Here is a 22,710-nt window from a genome sequence, read left to right on the forward strand (position 1 = left end):
TTTTGATCATTTGAATCAATCCACTAACTGAATGCCTACTAAGCTCTCAACCGGTAATCGCTGCCGTCCGGATGCATCTTCATAAATCAGTTGACCATTCTTCAAATCGATTTCTTGAATCACCCCGGTATGCGTAAAAAACGCGCCGTTTTTCCATGTCTTCAGTTGGACCTCACATCTTCGGCTCATGGCGATTTCCACTTCTTCCTGAATGGCTTGCAAATCAAACTCGGTCAATTCGGGTTTCGGCACCTGGTCCTGTTCCTCGTAGAATGCTTTGATTAACCGGACGTGTTCCGTTAGCAGCATCCCTTGCCACTTGATTAACCCTCGATCGCTGACAGCCCCTACTTGTTTTGTGTGTTTTGTTGTTTTCATGCTATCGCCTCCTTTCAAATAAAAAGAACATACGTTCTTATCATACCACTCTAGAAGCGCTCTGAATCCTCCCTTTATAAATAAGCACACAAAAACCCATTCTCTTGAAGACCAAGAAAATGGGTTCTCGCTATTTTTCGAATCACATCATTCAGTTTATTGCTGTTGCTGCAGAAAGAGTCTCTTATATTATCGACACCTTGCTTGTAGACCCTCCAAAGGTTGTTTGATGCCTACCGCAAAGTAATCCTCACCGTCATGCTCAATTCGTGTTCGTGCGTATATTTCTTGTGATTCATCCCAGATTTCAAGGGGACTGCCCGACGTAAAGTAATCTTCAGCACCTTCGATTTCATAACGTCCATCTGACCGTTTAATAATTCTTCCACTGGCTTGGATCGGTTTCTGAAGGTACTCAACCGAATAAATTAAGCTATACAGATGGTCTGCCACTTTCCGAATTTCTCGCTCTTCAAAGCGTTGTTCCGGATCTTCACGGTCGTGCTCAAACTCTTCTTCTTTTGATATCCCTTTTAAAGCAGGCAACGTAGCCGCCAACTTTTTCTTGGCCTCTTCTAATCTCAAGTAAATGCCCCCTCAATGTTTGTTTCAGTTTCTCGGATGAACAAGTTCTTTCTATTATATCGCATTTATACACTGAACTTTAAGCTATCTTTTTCATTCTTTACCTTTTGATTCGCGTTCTTCTATTTTTCTTTTTCGAAAAGTCGTTTTCAATACATCCATTCGCCTTGTGATTTCATTGTTCAGAATTTTTTCCAGTATCGTTAAAATAACCTCTAGCTCTCTCTCTGTAAATCCTCAATATAGCCGATTTTCTTCATATCGATCAAATCGAATCACTATTCCGGCCCCTCTCTGTACTTTTTTAAGTAATTATTCTATATATTTAGATATGGAGTACACCAAAGTTCACTTCACTCCTCTATCTTTATGGATTCTCTTTTAAGAGTCATAGATAAAAGGGCAACAAAGTAGGCTTTAACCAGACTTACTTAGCCCTTTCTATTTATATAACTGCTAATTCTCCATCGTAATTTCAATCAGAACATTTAAATTACTAGCTATACTCGACACTTTTTTCACATTTAAAGTTTATTATCTAATAAATAAACTACTTATATGGGGGATAATAATGAAAATTGAAATCATTCAACCAATCGTGGAACGGAAAGAGATTTTAAAGAATTTATTGGAATTGTACCAATATGATTTTTCAGAGTTTGAATCTGAAGATGTAGATGAAAATGGATTGTTTGGCTATAAATATCTGGATTGTTATTGGAACGAACCAAACCACTATCCATTTTTATTTCAAGTGGACGGTAAGTATGCAGGATTTGCTTTGGTACGTAAGATAACTGTTGAAGATGCAAGTAATCCTTCTTATATGAAAATGTGTGAGTTTTTTGTAATGAGAAAATATCGAAAAGAAGGTGTTGGAAAACGAGCAGCCTTTCATATTTTCAATCTCTTTCAAGATACTTGGGAAGTGGCGGAACTTGAAACCAACCTTCCAGCTCAAAAGTTTTGGAGAGAGGTAATTTCTGAGTATACTAACAATAATTACTCGGAATTTTATCTAGACCAATGGCCTGGACCGATTCAAAGATTCTTCACAGTTTAGCTTATAAACACGCTTCAAATAATATAACCAGAAAAAACCCCCGACTGGTAGTCACTTTCTTAAAGTGTCTACCAATCGGGGGTCAGTTCAGTTTTTTAAAAGATAATTCTTCCTCAACTTCTAAAATTTAATTGTGTCACTCGATCTCTTAAAGCTCTTAAACTAAAACGTCGGGCTTGTTTTAAATACGCTTCAATAAAAAAAGGCCAAGGAAAAAATTCCATAGGCCTTTGCTTTAAAACAAAGGAATTTAAACAGAGAGCTGTTCTCTTATTAACCCCTTCAGGAAGCTTTTGGTTTAATCTCTTCCATGTACCTTCTTATGTCTTCCTCCGACATTTCACCGGTAATGATTTTTACGATATCTCCATCTGGATTGATCAACATGGTAGTAGGAAGTGGGCGAATGTTGTATGCCTCCATTACACTTTTATTTTTATCAATAACAATTGGGAAGGTTAAGTTTTTTTGTTCTGCATATTGTTTCACTTCATAGTCAGACTGAGCAATATTTACAGCCAATATTTGCACGCCTTGATCCTTGTAATTCTGGTATTGCTTTTCCATCAATGGAAACTCTTTCTCACATGGTTTGCACCAAGTTCCCCAAAAGTTTACAAAAACTCCTTGTCCTCTATACTCAGATAGTTGCTGGCGCTGCCCATTTAAGTCAGTTAAGGTGAAATCAGGTGCCTTGTCTCCTACCTGTAATACCTCACTTTGCTCTTTCGTTAGTGCATTATAAATCGTAAATATGATGGCACCCGTCATGACAAGCAAGATAACACTTCTCAAAATTAAACGTTGCTTTTTTCTTACAGCCATACGTTCCCCCCTCAGTACTAATCTTTCATCTTTACTAGACCCAAAACCATAGAAATTGTTAAACCTCACAGCAAAGACAGAATAACTTGAGATGCATATACAGATTAAGAACGAGATTCTCTAAATGCCAGTAATAGCATAGTTACCGTGATTAAAACAAAGGCAATCAATGCCAAGAATGGAATCGTGATGAAACCTGCCCAATTGATATATTCTGAGCTGCATGGAACCCCATTGACACAGGGCTTGAATCCACCAAACCCAGGAATTTTTTGTTCCAAGTAGTGCAGAACGGAAATACTCCCACCCAAAAGGGAGAGTGGCAAAACGTAACGAGGCGCTTTAGTGTCGTTTGTAAAGGTTGCAATGCCCAAAATCAGCACTAAGGGATACATGGCAATCCGTTGATACCAGCAAAGTTCGCACGGAATAAAACCTTGCACTTCACTGAAGTATAGGCTTCCCAGCATCGCTACTAGGGAAACAAACCACGCACTATAGAGTAGAATCCCCGTTTTTCCAGACTGTCCTTGTTCTTTCGCCATCACTCTGCACCTTCCAATTCTTGATCAATCAAGGCTTTGATCGCATCATAATCAAAGGGGTCTTCCAATTGTTGGCCGTTAACTGAAATAGTAGGTGTTTGAGAAACACCAGCTTCTTCCACTAGAGCTTCATCCTTTTGGAGCTGTTCTTGTTGTGACACTTGTTCGATGTCTTCCTTTAGACGAACCTGGTCAATCTCTGGAAATGCTGATGCTACTTCCATCAATTTTTCTGGAGTAATCCATGCGGCATCATGGTCTTCTACTGGTTGGGCATCATAAAGAGCTTTATGAAACTCCCAATAAATTTCTGGGCTCTGCTCATAAACCGACTCCGCAGCCAAAGAACCTAATACAGACTCATTTCCGTGAAAAAATACATTAATATAAGAAAACTTCACCTTTCCTGTTTCCACATAGTCCTCTACAAGCTGAGGATATACCATTTCTCCCCAAGCTTTACAAGATGGGCACTTAAAGTCACCGTATTCCACTACTGTCACTGGAGCATTGCCCTCACCTAAAGTGGGCTGTCCGGAAACATCCACTTGTGCTGTTTCTACAGCGGGTGCTTCCTCTTGATTCAGAAATACCACTATGACGGATACAATTACTGCTAATACAGCGGTTGCTAGGACGATCCATTTCATTTTAGATTGCTTCGATTTATTTCCCATTTTTATATCCTCTTTTCTACTTTTATTATCCAACGCTGAGCATTAAGCCTACATAAAAACTCAACACACAAAACAATCCCATCACCAATGTCAAATATACAGGGATTTTTTGCTTGAAACTATAAATGACAAGACTGCCAAAGGCTGTGCCGAGAAACAAAAACAAAACGCCAAGAATGCTCCACTCAAATTGCAGATGCATCGCAGTATCCATCGAATCAGTATGAAAATAAGCAAAAAGATTGGAAGCTCCATTCATTCTTATAAACGATTCGATTGAATGGGGAGGTTCTTGTTGCCCTAATACTGCAGTTGCCGACAATACAAGTAACAATACAACGCTTTCTGCTCTGGCCCAAGGCAATGGATTTACCTTTTTCCCTCTGCTTAATTTCGCTCTAATGAATACGCCATTGATGAAAGCAAAGAGTAATACTGGAAGAATTAATAAATGTTTCACTAAAATTGCTTGGCCATATGGCATTTGCCACGCATCCGTATAGTCTTTTAAATTCAACGCCAAAGTCATGATATATAATCCTGAAGCCGAAATGATAATTAAACATATGATAGCAAGTGGAGTGAACCATTTTATAAATGGGAGCCAGTTTTTAGAAGACACTGAAAACCAGCTAACAATAAGTAAAATACCTATCCAAACCGTTGCAGCTGTAAAGTGTAAAGTATGAAAAATAAATCCACTTCCATCTGTTAATGAAGCTGCATGGCTTCCCCATCCCAACGCGAGAAGGAGCAGAAAAGTAAAAACGAGGGAGACAACGATCAATACTTTGCTCTTAAAAACGGGAGTAACTGATACGAAAAAATAGAAAAAAAGAGAAGTTAAAACCGTTACTGACCACGCTTGCCCTACCTCGAATTCCCCGACTACATTTTGAACGGTCAATAAAAGACCGATATCTTCGTATAGAAATACTACAAGCCGAATGACGGGAGCTGTCGATAAAAAAGCAATGCCCAAGATGGAAATTTGTAGGACGCGTTTATTTATTACCAGATCCGGCTTTTTATTGGCTGGAACTAAGTGAATAAGCAACGAACCAATTAAAAGCGAAAAACAGAGAAATAGAAGCATTTCAGCTATGTATAGCCAGATCATTTAACTTTTTCGCCTCTCCAGCGCCCACATGAATGTACCAGCTGCGATTATCGCCAAAATAATAAAAATGATTATTACGGCATACGGAGGACTGGATGTTGTCGTTTCGCTAGTTTGCTGATCCGTTTCAAAGGTTTGTGTTTCTTTAGTTGGTACCTCTGAAAGGGAACCTGTAATTTGCTCTTCTGTATCCTCTGTTTTCTTCACCTCTCCTGTTTTTGCGGTAAAGCTTAAAATACCTTCAATTGGATGCCCATCCGCGCCGATTATTTTCCATTTCACAGTATAGTCCCCATCAGGCATGCTGCCCTTAGGATTCCCACTCATTGATTGTTCCAAAAGCTGAACATTGAAAGGAACTTCCTCGCCCTCTTGGTTTTCCACGGTAAAGTTGCTGCCTTTCTCCAAGGCGGTATTGAATTCAAGAACAATTTCATTAAGTTCTTCAGTCACTGTAGCTCCATCACTCGGCACACTTTTTTCGAGTGCAGTATGAGCAGAAACAGTAGTCGAACACATAAGCAGTATCAATACTGCCATTATCCATATTTTTTTCATTTGCTAAAAACCTCCAGAATGGGTTGTTTTTATTTAATAAGCCACTTTCCCTCTTATAAAGTCTACCAAGAATCTTTGAACATTAAAACAATCGTTTGAATATTAGAATTGACAAATCAACGAACTCTTTCTAAACTAATACTCAAACGAACATTTGAATGAGGTGTAAAAATGGAGGAAATCGAAATTAGTAAAAAGAATGATACATGCCAAACTTTCTGTTATGACGAAGAAGTGATTGGAAGGGTTCAACCTAAGATGGTCGGCATTCGTGGGGTGGAGTTAATCTTCAAAGCACTTTCTGATGCGACCCGACTGAAAATTGCTTATGCTTTGACACTGGAAAAAGAATTATGTGTTTGTGACGTGGCCAATATTCTAGGGACAACCACAGCTACTGCTTCGCACCATCTGCGCTATTTGCGTAATATGGGATTGGCAGATTATGAAAAACGCGGGAAATTGGTTTTTTATTCACTAGCTGATGATCATGTGCACCAGTTAGTCCGCATTGCTTGCGAGCATGCAGAGGAGGACCGATACAAATGAGCGAAACTCAGGACCAACACATTTACAAGCTCCAAAATCTATCCTGCACCAGCTGTGCCGCTAAGTTCGAAAAAAACATCCGAGAAATTCCTACAGTTGAAGACGTGAAACTAAACTTTGGAGCTTCAAAAATCACCATCGCTGGACAAGCCTCAATTGAACAATTAGAGCAAGCCGGTTCTTTCGATGGCATCCTGGTATATCCTGAACACCAACGATTGCCTGAAACCAAAGAGCCGTTTTGGAAGCAACGAGCGAATCAAACCACCATGGTTTCTCTCTTCTTTTTGATTCTCGGCTATATATCATCACTTCAAATTGGCGAAGAAGAAGTTATTACTATCGGCCTTTTTGGTCTAGCGATTTTGACAGGCGGTCTCAGTCTTTTCAAGGAAGGGCTTAAAAATCTTATTAAGTTCCAATTCGATATGACAACGTTAATGACCATCGCGGTCATTGGAGCTGCAGTTATTGGCGAATGGGGAGAAGGTGCTGTCGTAGTCTTTTTGTTTGCAATCAGTGAAGCATTGGAAACCTACTCCATGGACAAAGCAAGAAACTCCATTCGTTCACTAATGGACATCGCACCTAATACAGCTACAATCAAACGTGGAACACAAGAGTTCGAAGTAGATGTAGAGGACATTCAGGTCGGTGACATCATGATCATTAAACCAGGACAAAAATTGGCAATGGACGGCGTTGTCGCAAAAGGGAATTCGTCAATTAATCAGGCAGCAATTACAGGCGAATCTTTGCCTGTCCATAAAAGTGCTGGAGATGAAGTATTTGCAGGCACACTCAATGAAGAGGGTGCATTGGAAGTCCGGATCACCAAGAGAACTGAAGACACTACGATTGCAAAGATTATTCACTTAGTTGAGGAAGCCCAGGCAGAGCGTGCCCCTTCCCAGCAGTTCGTAGACAAGTTCGCAAAGTATTACACACCAGCTATATTAATTATCTCCCTTTTAGTCGCTGTCCTCCCCCCCTTACTTATAAATGGGGAATGGAACGAATGGATTTATCGCGGCTTAGCAGTTCTAGTTGTGGGGTGCCCTTGTGCTCTCGTCATTTCTACGCCTGTCGCTATTGTCACAGCAATCGGCAATGCTGCTAGAAATGGCGTATTGATTAAAGGGGGGATCCACTTAGAAGAAACTGGCCGTCTCAAAGTCATTGCTTTTGATAAAACGGGGACACTAACGCATGGAACTCCCGAAGTAACGAATATTGTTTCCCTGTCAACCATGACTGAAAAAGAAGTCCTTAAAACAGCTGCATCCATTGAAAACCTCTCTCAACATCCGCTGGCGGCTGCTGTTTTGCGAAAAGCGCAGAGCTCCAATATTATTTTAGCTGAAGTAGAGAACTTCCAGTCCATGACCGGCAAAGGCGCAAAAGCCGAAGTCGACGGCCAACTGTATTACATTGGCAGTCCTCATCTGTTTACAGCTGAATTAGAACGGTCACCTGAAATTTCAGCGGGTATTGAAGCGCTTCAAGCTGACGGCAAGACCGTAATGCTGTTAGGGTCCCACACTGGGATCAAAGGATATATAGCAGTAGAAGACCAGATCAGATCCGCTAGCTCTACTATCATTCAAAAACTATACGATTTGGGCATTCAGAAAACGATTATGCTCACAGGTGATAATAAACTGGCAGCTACTTCAATCGGCAATAAACTTCATTTGACTGAAGTTAGATCAGATTTAATGCCCGAAGATAAATTAGATGCCATTAAATCTTTACGAAAACAGTTTGGCAAGGTTGCAATGATTGGCGATGGAGTAAACGATGCGCCGGCACTAGCAACTTCTACTGTCGGAATTGCCATGGGCGGGGCCGGGACTGACACAGCGTTAGAAACGGCAGATATCGCACTTATGGCAGATGATTTAGATAAACTCCCTTATACTATTGGGTTAAGCAGAAAAACTTTGAAAATCATCTTTCAAAACGTAGCTTTTGCTTTAGGGCTTAAATTGCTAGCCTTGCTGTTAATCATTCCTGGATGGTTAACACTATGGATGGCCATATTTGCTGATATGGGTGCCACATTGATTGTCGTATTGAATTCTCTGCGCCTCATGAAAACCAAATATTGAGCCAACCCCGCATAACCCGGATCGTTTTATCCTGGAATCCTAACTAATAAAAAGAGCCAGCCGTTCATTTATTGAACGGCTGGCTCTTTTGGATAGAAACATGGTGAAAAGATTTGCTTATCAAGAACCGATGTAGTTTCTTGGATCTACTGCATTTGAACTTGAACCATTCCAGATACCAATGTGAATTTCAAAATGAAGATGTGACCCTGTAGAACGGCCAGTACTTCCCATTCCGCCGATTCGTTGTCCCTGAGTCACTTTTTGTCCTTCAGATACGTTAAGCGCGCTCATATGGCCATATACAGTAGTGAACGTTTGTCCGTTGACGGAATGGGTGATAACTACCGCATTTCCTAATCCCCCCATAACACCTGCATGAGAAACATATCCATCTGCAGCAGCTGTTATTGCTGTACCGACACCATTTGCAATATCCATGCCTGAAGTAAACTCAGGTCCATCACCAATATCACGCCATCCAAAGTTAGATGTCACTCGTCCAGTAGTCGGCCGAATGAAGGGAGATCCTGACGATACAGCTGGGGTAGCCTGAGCTTCTGGCTCGCTTGCTAATACAGCCGATTCTGTAGATTTTGACGAACTTTCAACAGACTCCGCAGATTTTTCGGCTTTTTGTTCTTGCGCTTTTTGTGCTTGTACTTTTTGTGCTTGTGCTTTTTTCTTTGCTGCCTGCTCTGCTGCTGCTTTACGTTCCTGAGCTAACTTACGTTTTCGTTCTTCTTCAGCTTTTCTAGCTACTTCGGCTAGACGTTCTTGCTCTTTGGTAATTTGATTTTCTAAATCTGCTGATACATCAAGTGCTTCAGAACGTTGTTGCTCTAAATCGGATTTTTCTGCTGCCAATCGCTGCTGTTCTGCCTTCAAATCTTTTGCGAGACCATCTTGTTCAGCTTTTTGTCCATTGAGCTCATTTCTAAGTTTTTCAAGCTCTGCTCTACGCTCTTCTTGTTTAGCAAGCTTGGTTTCCACCTGGGCCTTTTGATTTGCCAATAATTCTTTATCTTCTTCTTGGGTACGCATGATTTCACGGTCGGCTTCAATTAACGTATTAACAGCCGAAAATCGATCAATAAAATCAACAAAATCCTCAGCCCCAAGCAAAACATCTATATAATCAACGGATCCGCCACTCATTTGGATAGCTCGTGCCCGTTCTTTCAGTAATTCTGTTCGCTCATCAATTTTTTTCTTTAACTTAGCGATTGAATCTTGTAAATCCTTTATTTCCGCTGTCGTTTGTTCAATTTCGCCTTCGACAACTGCAACTTTTGATGTCGTTTCTTGAATTTGTTTATCCAAGCTTTGAATTTCTTCCATGATTTTTTCCAGAGCTGATTGATTCTTGGAAATTTCGTTTGCTTTATTATTAATTCCTTTGTTTAAATCATTCTGTTTTTGCTCTATTTCCTGTTTCTCTTGTTCGAGTTCACTCAATTTATCCGCATTTACTGTAGGCATTAAAATGGAGAATGCCAAAATAGAAGATAAACCGGTTAATAACCACTGCTTTCTCATTGTTACTTCCCCTCTCGTACTTTAACTCTTATTTCTTTATGTATAGGTCAGTACTACATCATTTAAAATTCGCGCTAAAATATATCGTTTTATAATCAGTTGTCTTCCAGGACTCACCAGTCATTTCAAAACACTTTATTATCCTAGAAACCCGATTTTAAAATCCAACTGTACCAGTGTATCATGGTGCTCTTTTACATTTGTTACAGGAACCTTGCAATTTCGTTTTTAATTCAAGGTATTTCCCAGTGCAGAATCTCAGCTTTTTTATTCATTTTTTTCTGTAAGTACCAATCGATGCTCCTAATTAGGAGATAACGGAATCAAATAAAGATGCTTGGATATATAACATACCCAAGCATCTTGAACGATTCTAAAGCCACTATGACCGTATTGAATTTTTAAGGAGGAATTATTTTTTAGCAGTGGCAGCCTTCTTTTTCTTTCTTCCTCGACGCCAAGCTAAAAACAAGAACGTTAAGAAGGAGATATATAAGACTACTAACGCCGCGATATAGGCTTTATTGAAGCCTTTTTGTTCGATGATATTGAAAGCTTCTCCTAATTCTCTATCTAAAGTGATCCGGTAATTTCCCTCTTCATCCTGACGCGCAATATTGTTTTCGAATAATCCACGCAATTCCTTATCGTCGCCAACTACACTGGCTGGCAAAGTCAAACTTTGTGTAGAGGAAGAATTGTTAATGGCGATAATCCAGGCTTCTTCTTCGTTTGACCGCTTATATACAAACCAGCCGTCTTCCTCGTGTAATACTTCCATACTACCCGTCCGCAAGGCTGCCGATTGATTACGCAGAGAAGTCAAGTTGGCTATATGGTCGATTAATTCCTCGTCTACTCCTAAATCCAAGATCGGATGGGTATCAGGAGTCGTTCGCCCGTTAACAGCAATTTCAGAACCATATTGTATGACAGGAATCCCTGGCATAGTTAATAATTGAAAGGTAAGCAACTTCCATCGTGTTGGCGGGAAGCCGCCTTCTTGGACGGTGTCCGCAGTGAACCGAGAAGTGAGGAGAGAATCAACTTGAATCAGCTTGCCCTCTGCTTCTTCCCAAGAACCGGAAAGCTCTGTTTCATTAGGGTTAAAACTCTTATAGCTATCTCTTAAAGCAGTCTCAATTCCTGGCATGACCACAGCATCAAGGCCGTCTTGAGGCGGTGTTACATCATCGCTTATTACGTAGAGATCCCGAATGCTTTTTAGGCTTTCAGAAAATCGAGTTATAAAGGCTGGATCCAAGCTACCTGCCTTTTTTATTCGAATACCGTCAATCGCATATTTTTCGATGAAGCCTTCAAATTGTTCAATTAATTGATCTTGTACTTCACGATTAGCAGTCTTCAGAGCGACGGTTCCATTTCCATTTTCAACAAACCATTCAGGATGGCTTTCCCGCCATACATGTTGTTCACTCAATTCCTGAGTCGGCAGATCAATCATTACCTTTAAATCCAGTTCGTGGGCTTTGTTTATAACTTCTTTCCATTCCTCCTGGGTACCAAAACGTGACTCTAACTCATCGTAATCCACCACGGCTTTCCCATCATAGGAAGTCGCAGAGAAGATAGGCCCGACGGAAATCATGGTAAACCCCATATCTTTGATGTACTGCATTTCGCTGCTCAGTCCTGCAAAATCTCCCCCGCTAAATGAATTAGGGTCTAGGGAATTTACATTGATATCATTTTGAATCCCTTTATTAAAGAATCGATCTACCAATAGGTCATAAATAATTTCGTCTTGCAATTCATTATTCTCTGAAGCTTCTATCGGCCTTGCTAAATTGAATAGTAAAAATCCCACCAACAGGATTGAAACCCATCTCTTTTTCACACAGTTTTCCTCCTCAAAAATACCAAACTCGTTTTCAGATTCGGTTCAGTGTAACAAATATCAATTTTCTCTTCTATATAAAATCAAATACTTCATAAACTCTGCTTAAAGTTTTATCGATCCTGTGAATATTTAAGCTTACTTGGATGAAGCTTCAGTAGGTTAAGCTATTAATACACTTTATTCTGTAATTAAAGCGTCAATAGGTATTGATTTTCTCGAAACATGTATTACAGTTAAACAGGATATTAACAATGGTCCAAAAATGAAATATCGCTCTTTCAATAATCCTAAGGAGGAATATCATGCTCTCTTCAAATAAAAAGCCACAAGATAAATCGACAACTTTTGGATTTCTATTTTACTTTTTAGCCTTGCTCGGCTGGTCTATTTATGACTTTTTTATCACGGGTACCACTGGATGGCAAGTACCGATTCTATTCCTTGGGTTTGCCATCTATTTGTGGTCAAAAGTGTTTTATCAGCAACGAAAAATAAAAGAGACAGTAAAAGAGTCCGAGTTAAAACTCAAGTGAATGATAAGGGAACAATAAAAAAGAGCGACGGGCTTTCCGTCGCTCTTTTTTATCAAAATATTTTTGAACACTCTATTCCAAGCACTTTCAAATGAAGTACCTGCAAAAGCTAACGGGAGTCTTCTAAATCCTTCAAATCCCCATAAATAGACTCTATATGAGGATGGTCTTGTGATTCCAATTGAATTGTTACATGGGTAATTTGTTGTTTTATCATTGCAGCCTCAATTTCTCTCAATATGAGTTGGCTTTCTTCGAAAGAAAGGCCATTCTCTATCACCACATGGCCCGATAATGCGTTTTTTCCGCTAGTGATGCTCCAGACATGCAAATCGTGTATATTATTTACTCCTGGGATTTTTTCAATCGTATCTGTTATGCGATCGATACTTACATCTGTCGGAGTCCCTTCCATCAATACATGAATAGCTTCCTTTGTGACACGCCAACCACTTATTAAAACAAGTATGGCCACAACGACACTAGCTAAAGGATCGGCCCATGCCCAGCCGAAAAAGATTATTAGCAATGCGGCTGTTATAGCTCCTACAGAACCCAACAAATCACTCAGTACATGTAGGAAGGCGGCTCGGAGATTCAAATTGTCCTTAGTATCTCCGCCTCTGGTCAAAATCCAGGCAACCAATATATTTACTAATAGACCGATAATGGCAATAATCAACATGCCTGTTGTAGCGACTTCTGGCGGATCAGAAAACCGATGGTAGGCCTCGTAAAAAATGTAAAGTGAGATTAACACCAACGTTACTCCATTGAAGACGGCAGCTAAGATTTCAAACCTCTTGTAACCATACGTCTTAGCTTGATCCGCTGCCTTTTCCCCAATTGTAAAAGCTAAAAAGCCAATTCCTAAGGAAATCGAATCGCTCAACATATGTCCAGCATCCGCGATCAATGCCAGGCTATTTGTCAGAAAGCCGCCAATCGCTTCTACGACCATATAAACCGTAATAATCAAAAAAGAAATTAATAAGGTTTTTTTATTGCGTCCATGTGCGTGGTCATGTTCACTTCCCATTTACGACAACTCCCTTATTGGACATCTTTATAAAAGTAAAATTGATCAACTGGTTATTCCCATGACGGGACCTTGGCAATCACTGAGTCTTCCAGTCCATTTCAATTGTGGAATGAATGATTTGAAGATCCGAAATTGTACTCCGGACCTTTTCCTTAATTGCAGTTGAATCTGCCAAGTTTTCTCCTGTGACCGACAGGCACACATTCATCGCATGCTCCTCCCCATCAATTGACCATATATGCAGATCCTTTACTGAAAGCACCCCAGGAATTTTCTCAATTCTTGAATGGACTTCATCCAAATTGATCTCCTGAGGTACACCTTCAAGTAAGATTTTCATGGTTTTCGATAAATTACGAAAAACATTGAACAGTATAAATAAAGCAATGGCAATCGATAAAATGGGATCAAGTATATGGATGTCTTTGAACAACAAAACGATACCTACTATTAGTACGGCAACCCAACCTAGGACGTCTTCTAACAGATGCCAAGTAAGCACGCCTTCATTTACTGACTTGCCTTTATGTAGCCTGTATGCCGCAAATCCATTTAACAACACACCGGCAATTGCAAACCAAACCATTCCTTGGGCGTTGGAGTGCTCGGGGTTGAATAGAAGAGGTATGGCTTGAAAGAAAATATAAACAGAACCTGCAATTAAAATGAGTGCATTAATCAAAGCTCCCAGCAGCGAAAAACGCTTGTAACCGAAACTGAACTTTTGGTCGCCTTCCTTCTTCGAGAATTTTTGCAGAAACCAAGAAAGCCCCAATGCTGTTGCATCCCCCAAGTCATGTACGGCATCAGACATAATAGCCACGCTATTAATTAAGAAGCCCCCAATAAATTCGCCTATAGAAAAAAGCAAGTTGATGAAAAAAGCCAATTTGATATTTTTCTCATCCTTATGAGCTGTTGCCATCTGTTCTCCTCCTTTCTCATTACAGTTAAATAAAAAATGACGTACAAATTTTGATTTACCCAAGGCTTAACTCACTCCATGTCACTGAGTAGTTTATATATTCCCCAAAGCTCATGAAATACACCTTGGTAAATGATAGGCGCAATTTCCATAATTGCTTATGAAGAAGAGTTTCGGCAAGCAGGAAATTAAGGAAGAGATAAAGAATGTGACAGAGAAAAAGGAATGTCAAACTCCTTTTCATCTGTTCTATCCTTGCCTATACCAAATATGAACATCCTAACTAGGAGGTAGAGAGAGTGAACAATGCTTGGAATAAAATAATGTATAGGATTTGGTCGCCTATCTATGATCAGATCTTCAATACTGGGCCTTTCTTAGAAGCCAGGAAGAAAGTTTTCCAAGATGTGAAGTTTGAAAAGCACTCAAATCTATTATTTGTAGGAGTGGGGACAGGAGCCGACTTGGAGTTATTCAATCCTCAACACTTTACTATTACCGCGATTGACTTATCTCCCGACATGTTAGAAAAGGCGCGAAAAAAATATCCTGATTCTGCTATTAGTTTTTTAGAAATGGATGCTCAAAAACTGGATTTTGATGACGATCAGTTTGATTTTGTCATTGCCAGCCTGATACTTTCTGTTGTACCTGATCCGAATATTTGTTTGCGAGAAATGACACGCGTACTTAAAAATGGTGGGGAACTCATTATTTTCGATAAGTTTTCTTCAACTGAAACAAGCTCTTCAATTCAACGAAGACTAGCTAGGCCTTTCGTCAAACTACTTGGGACCGATATTGCCTTGAGTTTCGAAGCTTTGTTCGAAGAAAACAAATATTATCTAAAGCTCATAGACAAAAGCCCTGTCATGTTTAACGGTTTTTATACTAAAATCCGCCTCCGAAAAGAATAAAAACTTTAGTAGATTGTCTTTGACTTACTCAAAACCTTCTCAAAAATCTAGTTGGATTTCCTACTTAAACTAAGAAAGGACAGTGTCGATGCGATTCCCTCTCTTTTTAGTAGTTCTATGGGCATTAGTGATTTTAGCGGTTATGTCCACAAGCGATGCATATGCTTTTTTAGTTGATCAAGTCGTAGAGTATCAGATAAACTTGCAGCCTAATTTTCTTGAATTACTGAAATTTAGTGACGTTGCTTTCAATGATGCTTTTTACTTAGCACAAAAAACTGGCCATTTGTTATCCTTTGGGATTCTGTATATTTTAATGTTCATTTGGCTAAAGCAAACTTTCTATTCTTGGTTTTTATGCACATCGTTTGCCTTTTTCTCAGAAGTTTTTCAGTTGTTTTTCGATAGAAATGGTAGGCTCTTTGATGTGGGCATCGATTTAATTGGTATTTTTCTAGCCCATCAACTGATTATCAGAGTTCTCAACTTTAAAAATGAATTCAGTAAAAATAACTAGGAGACGATGCTTTTCTAGCTAACCGCAACAATCCGTACTGAGAAGAATAAAACAAGTCTCATGTTCTCCATAGCCCAATAATGCCTTTTCTACGGTATATAATCTGATGGCATTCAAGAATTTTTAATATCTTAGTAAGTCGATAAGTCGACAAATTCAAATCCTTCTCTACCTCTTTAGTATTTTTGACTAGCACTCCGCAGGAAGTAGAATTCCTCAAAAAATACGTTATAAATCTAAGTCCACTTCTCAGTGTTTCTTTCTTCTCTTCTGCTAAGCATTTTCTGACTTCTTTTATGACCTTAGTCTCTGAATTCGAAAAAGAACACTCATTTTTACTTTTCACTAATAAATCTCCTCACTTTTATATCTCGAAACTAAAAAACCAATAGATTAAGCCATTACATTAATAGGATATGCTAACATCCACAAACTTATTTACATTTAGTGCAGTTAATTTATTAATCCCCTCCGCATGAAAATTTAAATGACGAATAGCGAGGATTGGGTCAAGGAAACGAAAATAATACATGCTATACTTGTCTGACTCCTGTCTTCGTTAACTTCTATATTTCCAGTCAGCTGTTCCATGGCATAGGTAATTACTTATTAGACAGTATAAATAGTTTTAGGACTTCAAGTTAATTATGTAAACACCCGATATACAAGCTTCAACTGTTAGTTGGCCATAAGCAACATACGTAATTTGGGAGCTCAGTAATAAGCAAATCATATACAATAATATATCTATTGAAAAGGAAAGAATACACGATTCTTCTTACAAATGGATTATAGAGAATACATTCAACATTATTCCAAGCCAAAGAGTTTTTCAGTAACCCATTCATAAAGTTACACTAACTCTGAATGACTATATCACCAAATAACTCGCTGCTTTATAAATCAAGTTACCATACAGGTTTTCAAAAGAAGCTGATATGTAAAGCTCATGAAGAAGTGAGCTTTACTCAGCTTTTTTTATTGCATTTAATTAACTGAACCCACCTTTTTTTGCTCGAAACAAAACATAGCATCAAGTTTTTCGAAATACATTTTTCATAGGAGGAAAATTGACATGATGGAGTTGTTTAAAGGTCTAGATCCAGTTGTTCAAGCATTTATTGGTACATTATTCACATGGGGCATGACGGCACTGGGCGCAGCGTTAGTATTTACTACAAAAGGCGTCAATCAACGTTTCCTGGATAGCATGCTCGGGTTTGCTGGAGGGGTAATGATTGCGGCAAGTTATTGGTCGCTTCTTGCTCCTGCCATTGATATGGGAGAAGGTGGCTCTTTACCAGCTTGGATGCCTGCGGCCATCGGCTTTTTATTGGGCGGCATATTTTTATGGTCAGTAGATAAAATCCTCCCTCACCTTCATCCAAATGCATCCTTAGAAAAGTCTGAGGGATTCCACTCAGCTAAAAGAAAGAAGAGCTCTTTGCTTGTTTTCGCCATTACACTACACAACATTCCCGAAGGGCTAGCAATCGGCGTGGCATTCGGAGCTGTGGCTGCTGGATTTCCATCGGCCTCTCTAGCAGGTGCAATTGCTTTGGCAATCGGCATCGGTATCCAGAACTTCCCGGAAGGCCTAGCTGTCTCCATGCCTCTTCGACGCGATGGATTTTCGCGGCGAAAAAGCTTTCTTTACGGTCAATTCTCTGGGATGGTTGAACCGGTCGCCGCCATCATCGGTGCGCTGGCAGTGGTATTTATAGAACCCTTACTGCCTTATGCATTGAGCTTTGCAGCAGGTGCAATGATTTTTGTAGTCGTCGAAGAAGTAATTCCAAGTTCCCAAGAAAAAGGGAATTCAGACTTGGCTTCGATGAGTTTAATGGTTGGGTTTACAATCATGATGATTCTTGATGTCGCCCTCGGCTAATTTCAAGTAAGCTTCGAACCTAGGCCTGTGAAACGGATATTATATTTAGCTTTCTCCTATACTTGCTCTCCTTAGAGAAAGCAACAACTGGGAAACGAGTGCTAGAATGGGCAATTCGATCAACGGGCCGATAACCAAGGCCAAGGCGATTAGAGGCTGGTCCGGAAAGGCGACAACTGCAATGGCCAGTGAGACAGGCGAATTACGTGCGATAGTCGTCAGGCTTAAGCTCACCGTATCTTCATAGGAAAACTTCAGGGCTTTCCCTGCTGTTTGCACCAAAATAAAATTAATAATAAAGAACAATAAAACAGGCAGCAGCAAGATGGAAATGATTTCAAGATTATCAAGTAGGTACTTACCTTGAGAAGCAAACATCGTCATAATCGCCAAAGATAAAAAGAAAATCTGTGCGGTAGCGAAAAAAGAGACGAGTTTCTCATTCAAGAAGACTTTTCTCTTCCGCAAGGCATAACGCGTCAAATGTGCTAGCGCAAACGGAATAACCAGTACCAGGACAATGCTTTTGCCGATAGTCAACAATGGAATCGGCTCAATCGTGCCAGCGAAAATGAATAGGTAAACCGGCAACAGCACGACCTGCAGAATCAAATTAATCGGCAAAATGGATGTGGACAAGGGCACATTCCCTTTGGCAATGGAAGTGAACATGAGGTACCAGTCTGTACAAGGCGTTACCATCAGCATGATAAACCCAATCCACAGGGCTGGATAGTCTGCAAGGAAAATCGCCCCAAGTCCCCAGGCCACTAAAGGTGTCCAGACAAAATTGATAAGCATGCTGACAGTGAAAAACTTACGATTTTTAAAAGCATCCTTCAGGTGCTGCAATGGAATGGTTAAAAATAATCCATAGAGCATGAGCAATAAAAATGGCACGATGAAGAATTCGGCGTATTGTTCAAAAAAGTGGACCTGGCCAAATAAAAGGCCGAGCCCAACTGCGCTTAGAATAATGACGGTTTGAAATTTCTCTAATACGTTCATAACGACACTCCTTCTATAAAAGAGAGAAAGTGTGCGCGACTTACTCTTCTCTATCAGGGTAACGGAAGTGGTATCCGATTGCTTTGTTAATTTTGATTTTGAATCCGAACGGAGGAAAAAACCCTGAAAAGCTATTGGTGGCAATTAAATTCTAGCAATAACAAAGGGTATGACGGAGGATTCTATTACACCCTCTCTAAAACCAGAACTATATGCCGACCTCTTGTAATTCCTGTACCCCAAACCCTAAAAACCCATTCTCCTGAAGGACAAGAAAATGGGCTCTCACTATTTGTTGTATCAAATCATTAAGTTAGTACTTCTTGTGGAACAAAGTATAACTAACGTTCTCAACACCTTGTTTGAAGACTTTGCAAGAGTTATTTCGTCCTTTCTACAAAGTCTTCGATGTTGTATTGATTAATCTCATAAAGACTGCTTAGAGGTTCAACAATTCTTCATTAAATCGAATCAACTTGGGAGATACTGCATGGTATAAATCTCACGCTGCATTTCGTTTCACTGATTGTTAAGAAAAAGGGACCTACTATTTTAAAACCTCCGTCTAGCCCATTCAATGCGCCCCTATTTTGGGGTGTCGTATCCCTCCAATTCTCGCAAGCGCTCCCGGTATTCTTCCGTGCTGATTTCGCCCCGTGCATAACGCTCTTTCAACAGATCCACTGCATTAGAAGAAGAACGGCTCCCACCTTCTGCAGACGGATTTTTCCGCATGAAATAAATCACGAGCCATACGGCCAGGATGATAATCAATAGCAGCACAAAAGCCCAAAAGAACATAATAGCCCAACTTCCATTATGCATTCCATAATTCCACATTGCTGTTGTACCTCCTTTATAACCTATTTGACACGAGCCATTCCAATTCATTTTATTTATTACTAGTATAGCATCAATGTTTAGAATATTAAGAATAATTAGATAAAAATAAGTAGATTGTTCAATTTGAAATACTTCGAGTTTTCTTTGAAATATCTTTCCAATACCAGCATCTTATGTCATGTCTTTAAATTTCATTTCATGACAAATAACATTATTCCTTTGTTATTGGAACTCTATATTAACGTCTACTTTAATAAACGTTCGCAAATGTATACTTTCACATACCAAAAAGAAGCTCAGCCTTAAGTTTCTCCTCTTCCGATAAACTCATGACATGTAAATTTTAAATACAAGTTCTCGAGTTTCTACTCCTTTCGTTAAAAAGATATGGTGGAACAAAATAAAGCGTCTAGAGAGTTCATCTCGTAGACGCAGGATGGGATTAGAACACTCATAAATTTTGTTGTTTTCATCAATGTTTCCTTTAAGATTCTGCTGGCTTAATCTGTTCCATATAGCTTTGAATGTCTTCCTCCGACATTTCACCTGTAATGATCTTCTCGATTTTCCCCTCTGGATTTACTAATAGGGTTGTCGGCAATGGACGAATATTGTAGGCTTCCATCACACTTTTGTCCTTGTCGATTACAATAGGGAACGTCAGATTCCGCTGTTCAGCATATTGTCTCACTTCATAATCTGACTGCGCAATATTGACGGCCAGTATCTCCACACCCTGATCCTTGTACACTTGGTACTGTTTTTCCATCAGCGGAAATTCTTTTTCGCATGGTTTGCACCAAGTGCCCCAGAAGTTCACGAACACCCCTTGGCCCTCATAATCAGACAGCTGATGCCTTTCCCCATTCAAGTCGGTCAACGTAAAATCAGGTGCTGTATCTCCAACCTGCAGCAATTCATTTTTCTCCTTTGTTAATCCATTGTAGATGGTAAAGGCAATAGCTCCTATCATGACTAGCAAAATACTGGTTCTCATTATCAAGCGTTTCTTTTTTTTATTCTTTTTAATCTTCATCCAGTATCACATCCTTTCTAAATAGTTAAAGTTCGGTCTATTAAAACCCGGTGAATCCACCCGTAAACTGTGATAGAAAAGCGATGATTTCTGTCATCATATCAAAGTACAGTAATAATCCCATTAGAATCATCAGGGTCCCGCCAAGTGACATGAAAAGAGCACTTCTCTTCTTCAAGAAGCTCATTTTCTCAATAAATAACGACATCAAGAGAAAAGGAATCGAAAAGCCCAGCACGTAAAACAGCATGTAGAGAAGGCCCCGGTCCGGGTCTGCTACTCCGAGCGCAATTACGCCAGCCAATATGGGACCGGTGCATGGCGTCCACCCGGCTGCGAAACCGATGCCAATCAAAACAGAACCAGCATATCCGGAAGGTCTTTTCTGAAAGTGGATTTTTTTATCCGAAAGTAAAAAATCAAATTTCAGAATGCCGGTTAAGACCAAACCGAAAAACACCATCAAAATGGCGCCCAGCTGGCGTAAAAGGACCTGATATTCCAGGAAAAAATTTCCGAGTAGCGAAGTTGATAAGCCTAACGCTAAAAATATGATGGAAAATCCAATTAAAAATAAAACCGTGTGAATCAAAGCGGTGCTTCTCATCATTCCCTTGCCTGCTTTTAACTCATTGACCGAAACTCCGGTAATATAGGACAGAAAAGCCGGATATAACGGCAGGGCGCAGGGAGAAATGAATGATAACAGCCCAGCGCCGAACGCCAGCAACAAACTTACTTCAGCCATAGAACAGTCTCCTTTTAAATGATTGACGTGTATATTCCTTTAACTGCCTATCGCCGCCTTCTGTAAAAATGACAGTCCATGATAGATTGTTAGGGGCGATGCGTCAATTCGCTCTTTTCTTCGTTACTAGAATTACCATCGCCACACTAATTAAAAGGAAAGCGACAAATGCGAGGAATGGAATGGTGATGAACCCAAACCAATTGATATACTCTGCGCTGCAGGGAACGCCGCTTACACAGGGCCGAATCCCGCCAAACCCTGGAATTTTCTGCTCCATATAATGCAGGACCGAGATGCTTCCCCCGATAACTGATAAGGGCAGGGCATAGCGGACAACCTTCCAATCGTTCTGGAACGTCGCAATCCCTAAAATCAACACAAGCGGATACATGAAAATCCGCTGGAACCAGCACAGGTCACACGGGATGAACCCCTTGATTTCACTAAAATAAAGGCTGCCGAGAGTCGCAATTAACGAAACGAACCAAGCTCCGTATAGTAAGAAGCCCCTTTTATCCGATACTTTATGGGTTTCGTCCATTAGTTTTCCTCCGCTAATTCTTCATCGATCAATGCTTTGATGGCCTCGTAATCAAATGGATCTTCCAATGTCTGTCCATTGACGACAATTGTCGGAGTCATCGCTACTTCATGCTCTTCTACCAAGGCTTTATCTACTTCCACTTTGTCCATCGTCTCCTGCTCTTCCATGTCCGCTGTCATCTGAATCGGGTCGATGGCTGGAAATTCGGCGGCCACTTCAAGAGCCTTATCCGGCGTCAGCCAAGCAGCATCATGATTTTCAGTCGGTTGTGCTGCAAATAAGGCTTTATGAAAACTCCAATAGGACTCCGGACTTTGTTCATAAAAGGCTTCGGCAGCCAACGAACCTACGACCGATTCATTGCCGTGAAAAAGAACATTGATATAGGAGAATTTTACATCGCCCGTGTCGACATAATCCGCCACCAGCTGCGGATACACCATTTCTCCCCATGCTTTACAGGACGGGCACTTGAAGTCACCAAATTCAACGACCGTGACCGGCGCATCACTTTCCCCAAGCGTTGGCTGGCCCGCTATATCCACTTCTCCTGTTTCCACTGTTGAAGCAGATTGCTGGTTTGTGAGTACTACGATTGCTGCTAAAATGCCAACCGCCAACAGTGTCAGGAGAACTGCGAACTTCATTCCGGACTGTTTCTTCTTATTGATTTTATCCATACTATCCCTCTTTCCTATCGTGATTTATCAATCATCTACTCCACATCGTTCTTCTATACCATTTCTAACATTCATAAAAATAGAATGCTTAACAAGACATGCCTGAATTGGTCATACTAAATTTCAATTTGCCTTGCCACTTGTCACTCTCTGTTCATTCTAACAAGCATGTTCAAATATTAAAACAATCATTTGAATGTAGGATTGACAAT

24 protein-coding genes are annotated in these 22,710 nt (G+C 40.1%); 7 read left to right on the forward strand and 17 right to left on the reverse strand.

Features of this window, described 5'->3' with window-relative positions; translation table 11 throughout:
• Positions 1-15: 15 nt before the first annotated feature.
• Together AY633_RS07300 and AY633_RS07305 are read right to left on the reverse strand one after the other, a co-directional pair.
• Positions 16-378, reverse strand: a complete 363-nt coding sequence (locus tag AY633_RS07300; RefSeq protein ID WP_068487665.1) for a YolD-like family protein — start codon at positions 376-378, stop codon at positions 16-18.
• 189 nt (positions 379-567) lie between these two features.
• Entirely contained in the window at positions 568-963 is a 396-nt protein-coding gene (locus tag AY633_RS07305; RefSeq protein ID WP_068487666.1) for a DUF5348 domain-containing protein, read from the reverse strand.
• Positions 964-1,534: 571 nt separating this feature from the next.
• On the opposite strand from AY633_RS07305, the gene AY633_RS07310 reads away from it, so the two are divergent.
• The gene (locus AY633_RS07310; protein WP_068487667.1) at positions 1,535-2,026 is read left to right on the forward strand and encodes a GNAT family N-acetyltransferase; all 492 of its coding nucleotides are present in this window, start codon (positions 1,535-1,537) and stop codon (positions 2,024-2,026) included.
• Positions 2,027-2,308: 282 nt separating this feature from the next.
• Here AY633_RS07310 and resA (AY633_RS07315) read toward each other — a convergent pair whose 3' ends face one another.
• From resA (AY633_RS07315) to AY633_RS07335, 5 genes are all read right to left on the reverse strand, one after another.
• A complete protein-coding gene (gene resA / locus AY633_RS07315; protein ID WP_068487668.1) occupies positions 2,309-2,851 on the reverse strand; it encodes a thiol-disulfide oxidoreductase ResA in 543 nt (180 codons plus the stop codon).
• 104 nt (positions 2,852-2,955) lie between these two features.
• Positions 2,956-3,396: a disulfide oxidoreductase gene (locus tag AY633_RS07320; RefSeq protein ID WP_068487669.1), complete on the reverse strand. Its 441-nt coding sequence runs from the start codon at positions 3,394-3,396 to the stop codon at positions 2,956-2,958.
• Positions 3,396-4,073: a DsbA family protein gene (locus AY633_RS07325; protein ID WP_068487670.1), complete on the reverse strand. Its 678-nt coding sequence runs from the start codon at positions 4,071-4,073 to the stop codon at positions 3,396-3,398. The genes AY633_RS07320 and AY633_RS07325 overlap by 1 nt, the downstream gene beginning before the upstream one ends.
• Before the next feature lie 25 nt (positions 4,074-4,098).
• On the reverse strand, positions 4,099-5,193 hold the full coding sequence (locus AY633_RS07330) for a copper resistance D family protein (protein ID WP_068487671.1): 1,095 nt from the start codon (positions 5,191-5,193) through the stop codon (positions 4,099-4,101).
• Complete coding sequence (locus tag AY633_RS07335; RefSeq protein WP_068487672.1) at positions 5,194-5,751, reverse strand: copper resistance CopC family protein; 558 nt, start codon at positions 5,749-5,751, stop codon at positions 5,194-5,196.
• Positions 5,752-5,922: 171 nt separating this feature from the next.
• Here AY633_RS07335 and AY633_RS07340 point away from each other — a divergent pair, with 171 nt between their 5' ends.
• Positions 5,923-6,300: an ArsR/SmtB family transcription factor gene (locus AY633_RS07340; RefSeq protein ID WP_068487673.1), complete on the forward strand. Its 378-nt coding sequence runs from the start codon at positions 5,923-5,925 to the stop codon at positions 6,298-6,300.
• The gene (locus tag AY633_RS07345) at positions 6,297-8,411 is read left to right on the forward strand and encodes a heavy metal translocating P-type ATPase (protein ID WP_068487674.1); all 2,115 of its coding nucleotides are present in this window, start codon (positions 6,297-6,299) and stop codon (positions 8,409-8,411) included. The genes AY633_RS07340 and AY633_RS07345 overlap by 4 nt, the downstream gene beginning before the upstream one ends.
• Before the next feature lie 120 nt (positions 8,412-8,531).
• On the opposite strand, the gene AY633_RS07350 is transcribed toward AY633_RS07345, so the two are convergent.
• The gene (locus tag AY633_RS07350; protein ID WP_068487675.1) at positions 8,532-9,950 is read right to left on the reverse strand and encodes a murein hydrolase activator EnvC family protein; all 1,419 of its coding nucleotides are present in this window, start codon (positions 9,948-9,950) and stop codon (positions 8,532-8,534) included.
• Positions 9,951-10,362: 412 nt separating this feature from the next.
• Positions 10,363-11,808, reverse strand: coding sequence for an alpha-amylase family glycosyl hydrolase (locus AY633_RS07355; RefSeq protein ID WP_068487676.1), 1,446 nt, complete (start codon positions 11,806-11,808; stop codon positions 10,363-10,365).
• 305 nt (positions 11,809-12,113) lie between these two features.
• On the opposite strand from AY633_RS07355, the gene AY633_RS07360 reads away from it, so the two are divergent.
• Entirely contained in the window at positions 12,114-12,344 is a 231-nt protein-coding gene (locus tag AY633_RS07360; protein WP_068487677.1) for a hypothetical protein, read from the forward strand.
• 109 nt (positions 12,345-12,453) lie between these two features.
• Here AY633_RS07360 and AY633_RS07365 read toward each other — a convergent pair whose 3' ends face one another.
• Both AY633_RS07365 and AY633_RS07370 read right to left on the reverse strand, forming a co-directional pair.
• Positions 12,454-13,383, reverse strand: coding sequence for a cation diffusion facilitator family transporter (locus AY633_RS07365; protein WP_068487678.1), 930 nt, complete (start codon positions 13,381-13,383; stop codon positions 12,454-12,456).
• Positions 13,384-13,462: 79 nt separating this feature from the next.
• Positions 13,463-14,311 (reverse strand): cation diffusion facilitator family transporter, encoded by an 849-nt coding sequence (locus tag AY633_RS07370; protein WP_068487679.1) that lies wholly within the window; start codon positions 14,309-14,311, stop codon positions 13,463-13,465.
• 299 nt (positions 14,312-14,610) lie between these two features.
• Here AY633_RS07370 and AY633_RS07375 point away from each other — a divergent pair, with 299 nt between their 5' ends.
• The 3 genes from AY633_RS07375 to AY633_RS07390 all read left to right on the forward strand — a co-directional run bounded on the left by AY633_RS07375 (position 14,611) and on the right by AY633_RS07390 (position 17,636).
• Positions 14,611-15,228, forward strand: coding sequence for a class I SAM-dependent methyltransferase (locus AY633_RS07375; RefSeq protein WP_068487680.1), 618 nt, complete (start codon positions 14,611-14,613; stop codon positions 15,226-15,228).
• An 88-nt stretch (positions 15,229-15,316) separates the two neighbouring features.
• Entirely contained in the window at positions 15,317-15,745 is a 429-nt protein-coding gene (locus AY633_RS07380; protein ID WP_068487681.1) for a VanZ family protein, read from the forward strand.
• A gap of 1,075 nt (positions 15,746-16,820) precedes the next feature.
• Positions 16,821-17,636 carry a ZIP family metal transporter gene (locus AY633_RS07390; RefSeq protein ID WP_068487683.1) on the forward strand — a complete coding sequence of 272 codons (816 nt, stop codon included), beginning with the start codon at positions 16,821-16,823 and terminating at the stop codon, positions 17,634-17,636.
• Positions 17,637-17,681: 45 nt separating this feature from the next.
• Here AY633_RS07390 and AY633_RS07395 read toward each other — a convergent pair whose 3' ends face one another.
• The 6 genes from AY633_RS07395 to AY633_RS07420 all read right to left on the reverse strand — a co-directional run bounded on the left by AY633_RS07395 (position 17,682) and on the right by AY633_RS07420 (position 22,498).
• On the reverse strand, positions 17,682-18,644 hold the full coding sequence (locus AY633_RS07395; protein WP_068487684.1) for an arsenic resistance protein: 963 nt from the start codon (positions 18,642-18,644) through the stop codon (positions 17,682-17,684).
• 585 nt (positions 18,645-19,229) lie between these two features.
• Positions 19,230-19,484 (reverse strand): SHOCT domain-containing protein, encoded by a 255-nt coding sequence (locus AY633_RS07400; protein ID WP_068487685.1) that lies wholly within the window; start codon positions 19,482-19,484, stop codon positions 19,230-19,232.
• 487 nt (positions 19,485-19,971) lie between these two features.
• Positions 19,972-20,523: a thiol-disulfide oxidoreductase ResA gene (gene resA, locus AY633_RS07405; protein ID WP_068487686.1), complete on the reverse strand. Its 552-nt coding sequence runs from the start codon at positions 20,521-20,523 to the stop codon at positions 19,972-19,974.
• Between the two features lie 40 nt (positions 20,524-20,563).
• On the reverse strand, positions 20,564-21,271 hold the full coding sequence (locus AY633_RS07410; protein WP_068487687.1) for a cytochrome c biogenesis CcdA family protein: 708 nt from the start codon (positions 21,269-21,271) through the stop codon (positions 20,564-20,566).
• 103 nt (positions 21,272-21,374) lie between these two features.
• Positions 21,375-21,815, reverse strand: a complete 441-nt coding sequence (locus AY633_RS07415; protein ID WP_068487688.1) for a disulfide oxidoreductase — start codon at positions 21,813-21,815, stop codon at positions 21,375-21,377.
• A complete protein-coding gene (locus AY633_RS07420; RefSeq protein WP_186008756.1) occupies positions 21,815-22,498 on the reverse strand; it encodes a DsbA family protein in 684 nt (227 codons plus the stop codon). The genes AY633_RS07415 and AY633_RS07420 overlap by 1 nt, the downstream gene beginning before the upstream one ends.
• Between the last annotated feature and the right edge of the window lie 212 nt (positions 22,499-22,710).

The organism is Planococcus maritimus, from assembly GCF_001592825.1.
In the GTDB taxonomy this organism is placed as follows: domain Bacteria; phylum Bacillota; class Bacilli; order Bacillales_A; family Planococcaceae; genus Planococcus; species Planococcus maritimus_C.

Coding starts and splice junctions, on each gene's coding strand:
- AY633_RS07300 (WP_068487665.1), bottom strand. CDS start 378: ATGAAAACAACAAAACACACAAAACAAGTAGGGGCTGTCAGCGATCGA.
- AY633_RS07325 (WP_068487670.1), bottom strand. CDS start 4,073: ATGGGAAATAAATCGAAGCAATCTAAAATGAAATGGATCGTCCTAGCA.
- resA (WP_068487686.1), bottom strand. CDS start 20,523: ATGAAGATTAAAAAGAATAAAAAAAAGAAACGCTTGATAATGAGAACC.
- AY633_RS07365 (WP_068487678.1), bottom strand. CDS start 13,383: ATGGGAAGTGAACATGACCACGCACATGGACGCAATAAAAAAACCTTA.
- AY633_RS07395 (WP_068487684.1), bottom strand. CDS start 18,644: ATGAACGTATTAGAGAAATTTCAAACCGTCATTATTCTAAGCGCAGTT.
- AY633_RS07370 (WP_068487679.1), bottom strand. CDS start 14,311: ATGGCAACAGCTCATAAGGATGAGAAAAATATCAAATTGGCTTTTTTC.
- AY633_RS07415 (WP_068487688.1), bottom strand. CDS start 21,815: ATGGACGAAACCCATAAAGTATCGGATAAAAGGGGCTTCTTACTATAC.
- AY633_RS07340 (WP_068487673.1), top strand. CDS start 5,923: ATGGAGGAAATCGAAATTAGTAAAAAGAATGATACATGCCAAACTTTC.
- AY633_RS07400 (WP_068487685.1), bottom strand. CDS start 19,484: ATGTGGAATTATGGAATGCATAATGGAAGTTGGGCTATTATGTTCTTT.
- AY633_RS07345 (WP_068487674.1), top strand. CDS start 6,297: ATGAGCGAAACTCAGGACCAACACATTTACAAGCTCCAAAATCTATCC.
- AY633_RS07335 (WP_068487672.1), bottom strand. CDS start 5,751: ATGAAAAAAATATGGATAATGGCAGTATTGATACTGCTTATGTGTTCG.
- AY633_RS07360 (WP_068487677.1), top strand. CDS start 12,114: ATGCTCTCTTCAAATAAAAAGCCACAAGATAAATCGACAACTTTTGGA.
- AY633_RS07350 (WP_068487675.1), bottom strand. CDS start 9,950: ATGAGAAAGCAGTGGTTATTAACCGGTTTATCTTCTATTTTGGCATTC.
- AY633_RS07410 (WP_068487687.1), bottom strand. CDS start 21,271: ATGGCTGAAGTAAGTTTGTTGCTGGCGTTCGGCGCTGGGCTGTTATCA.
- AY633_RS07380 (WP_068487681.1), top strand. CDS start 15,317: ATGCGATTCCCTCTCTTTTTAGTAGTTCTATGGGCATTAGTGATTTTA.
- resA (WP_068487668.1), bottom strand. CDS start 2,851: ATGGCTGTAAGAAAAAAGCAACGTTTAATTTTGAGAAGTGTTATCTTG.
- AY633_RS07320 (WP_068487669.1), bottom strand. CDS start 3,396: ATGGCGAAAGAACAAGGACAGTCTGGAAAAACGGGGATTCTACTCTAT.
- AY633_RS07390 (WP_068487683.1), top strand. CDS start 16,821: ATGATGGAGTTGTTTAAAGGTCTAGATCCAGTTGTTCAAGCATTTATT.
- AY633_RS07420 (WP_186008756.1), bottom strand. CDS start 22,498: ATGGATAAAATCAATAAGAAGAAACAGTCCGGAATGAAGTTCGCAGTT.
- AY633_RS07310 (WP_068487667.1), top strand. CDS start 1,535: ATGAAAATTGAAATCATTCAACCAATCGTGGAACGGAAAGAGATTTTA.
- AY633_RS07330 (WP_068487671.1), bottom strand. CDS start 5,193: ATGATCTGGCTATACATAGCTGAAATGCTTCTATTTCTCTGTTTTTCG.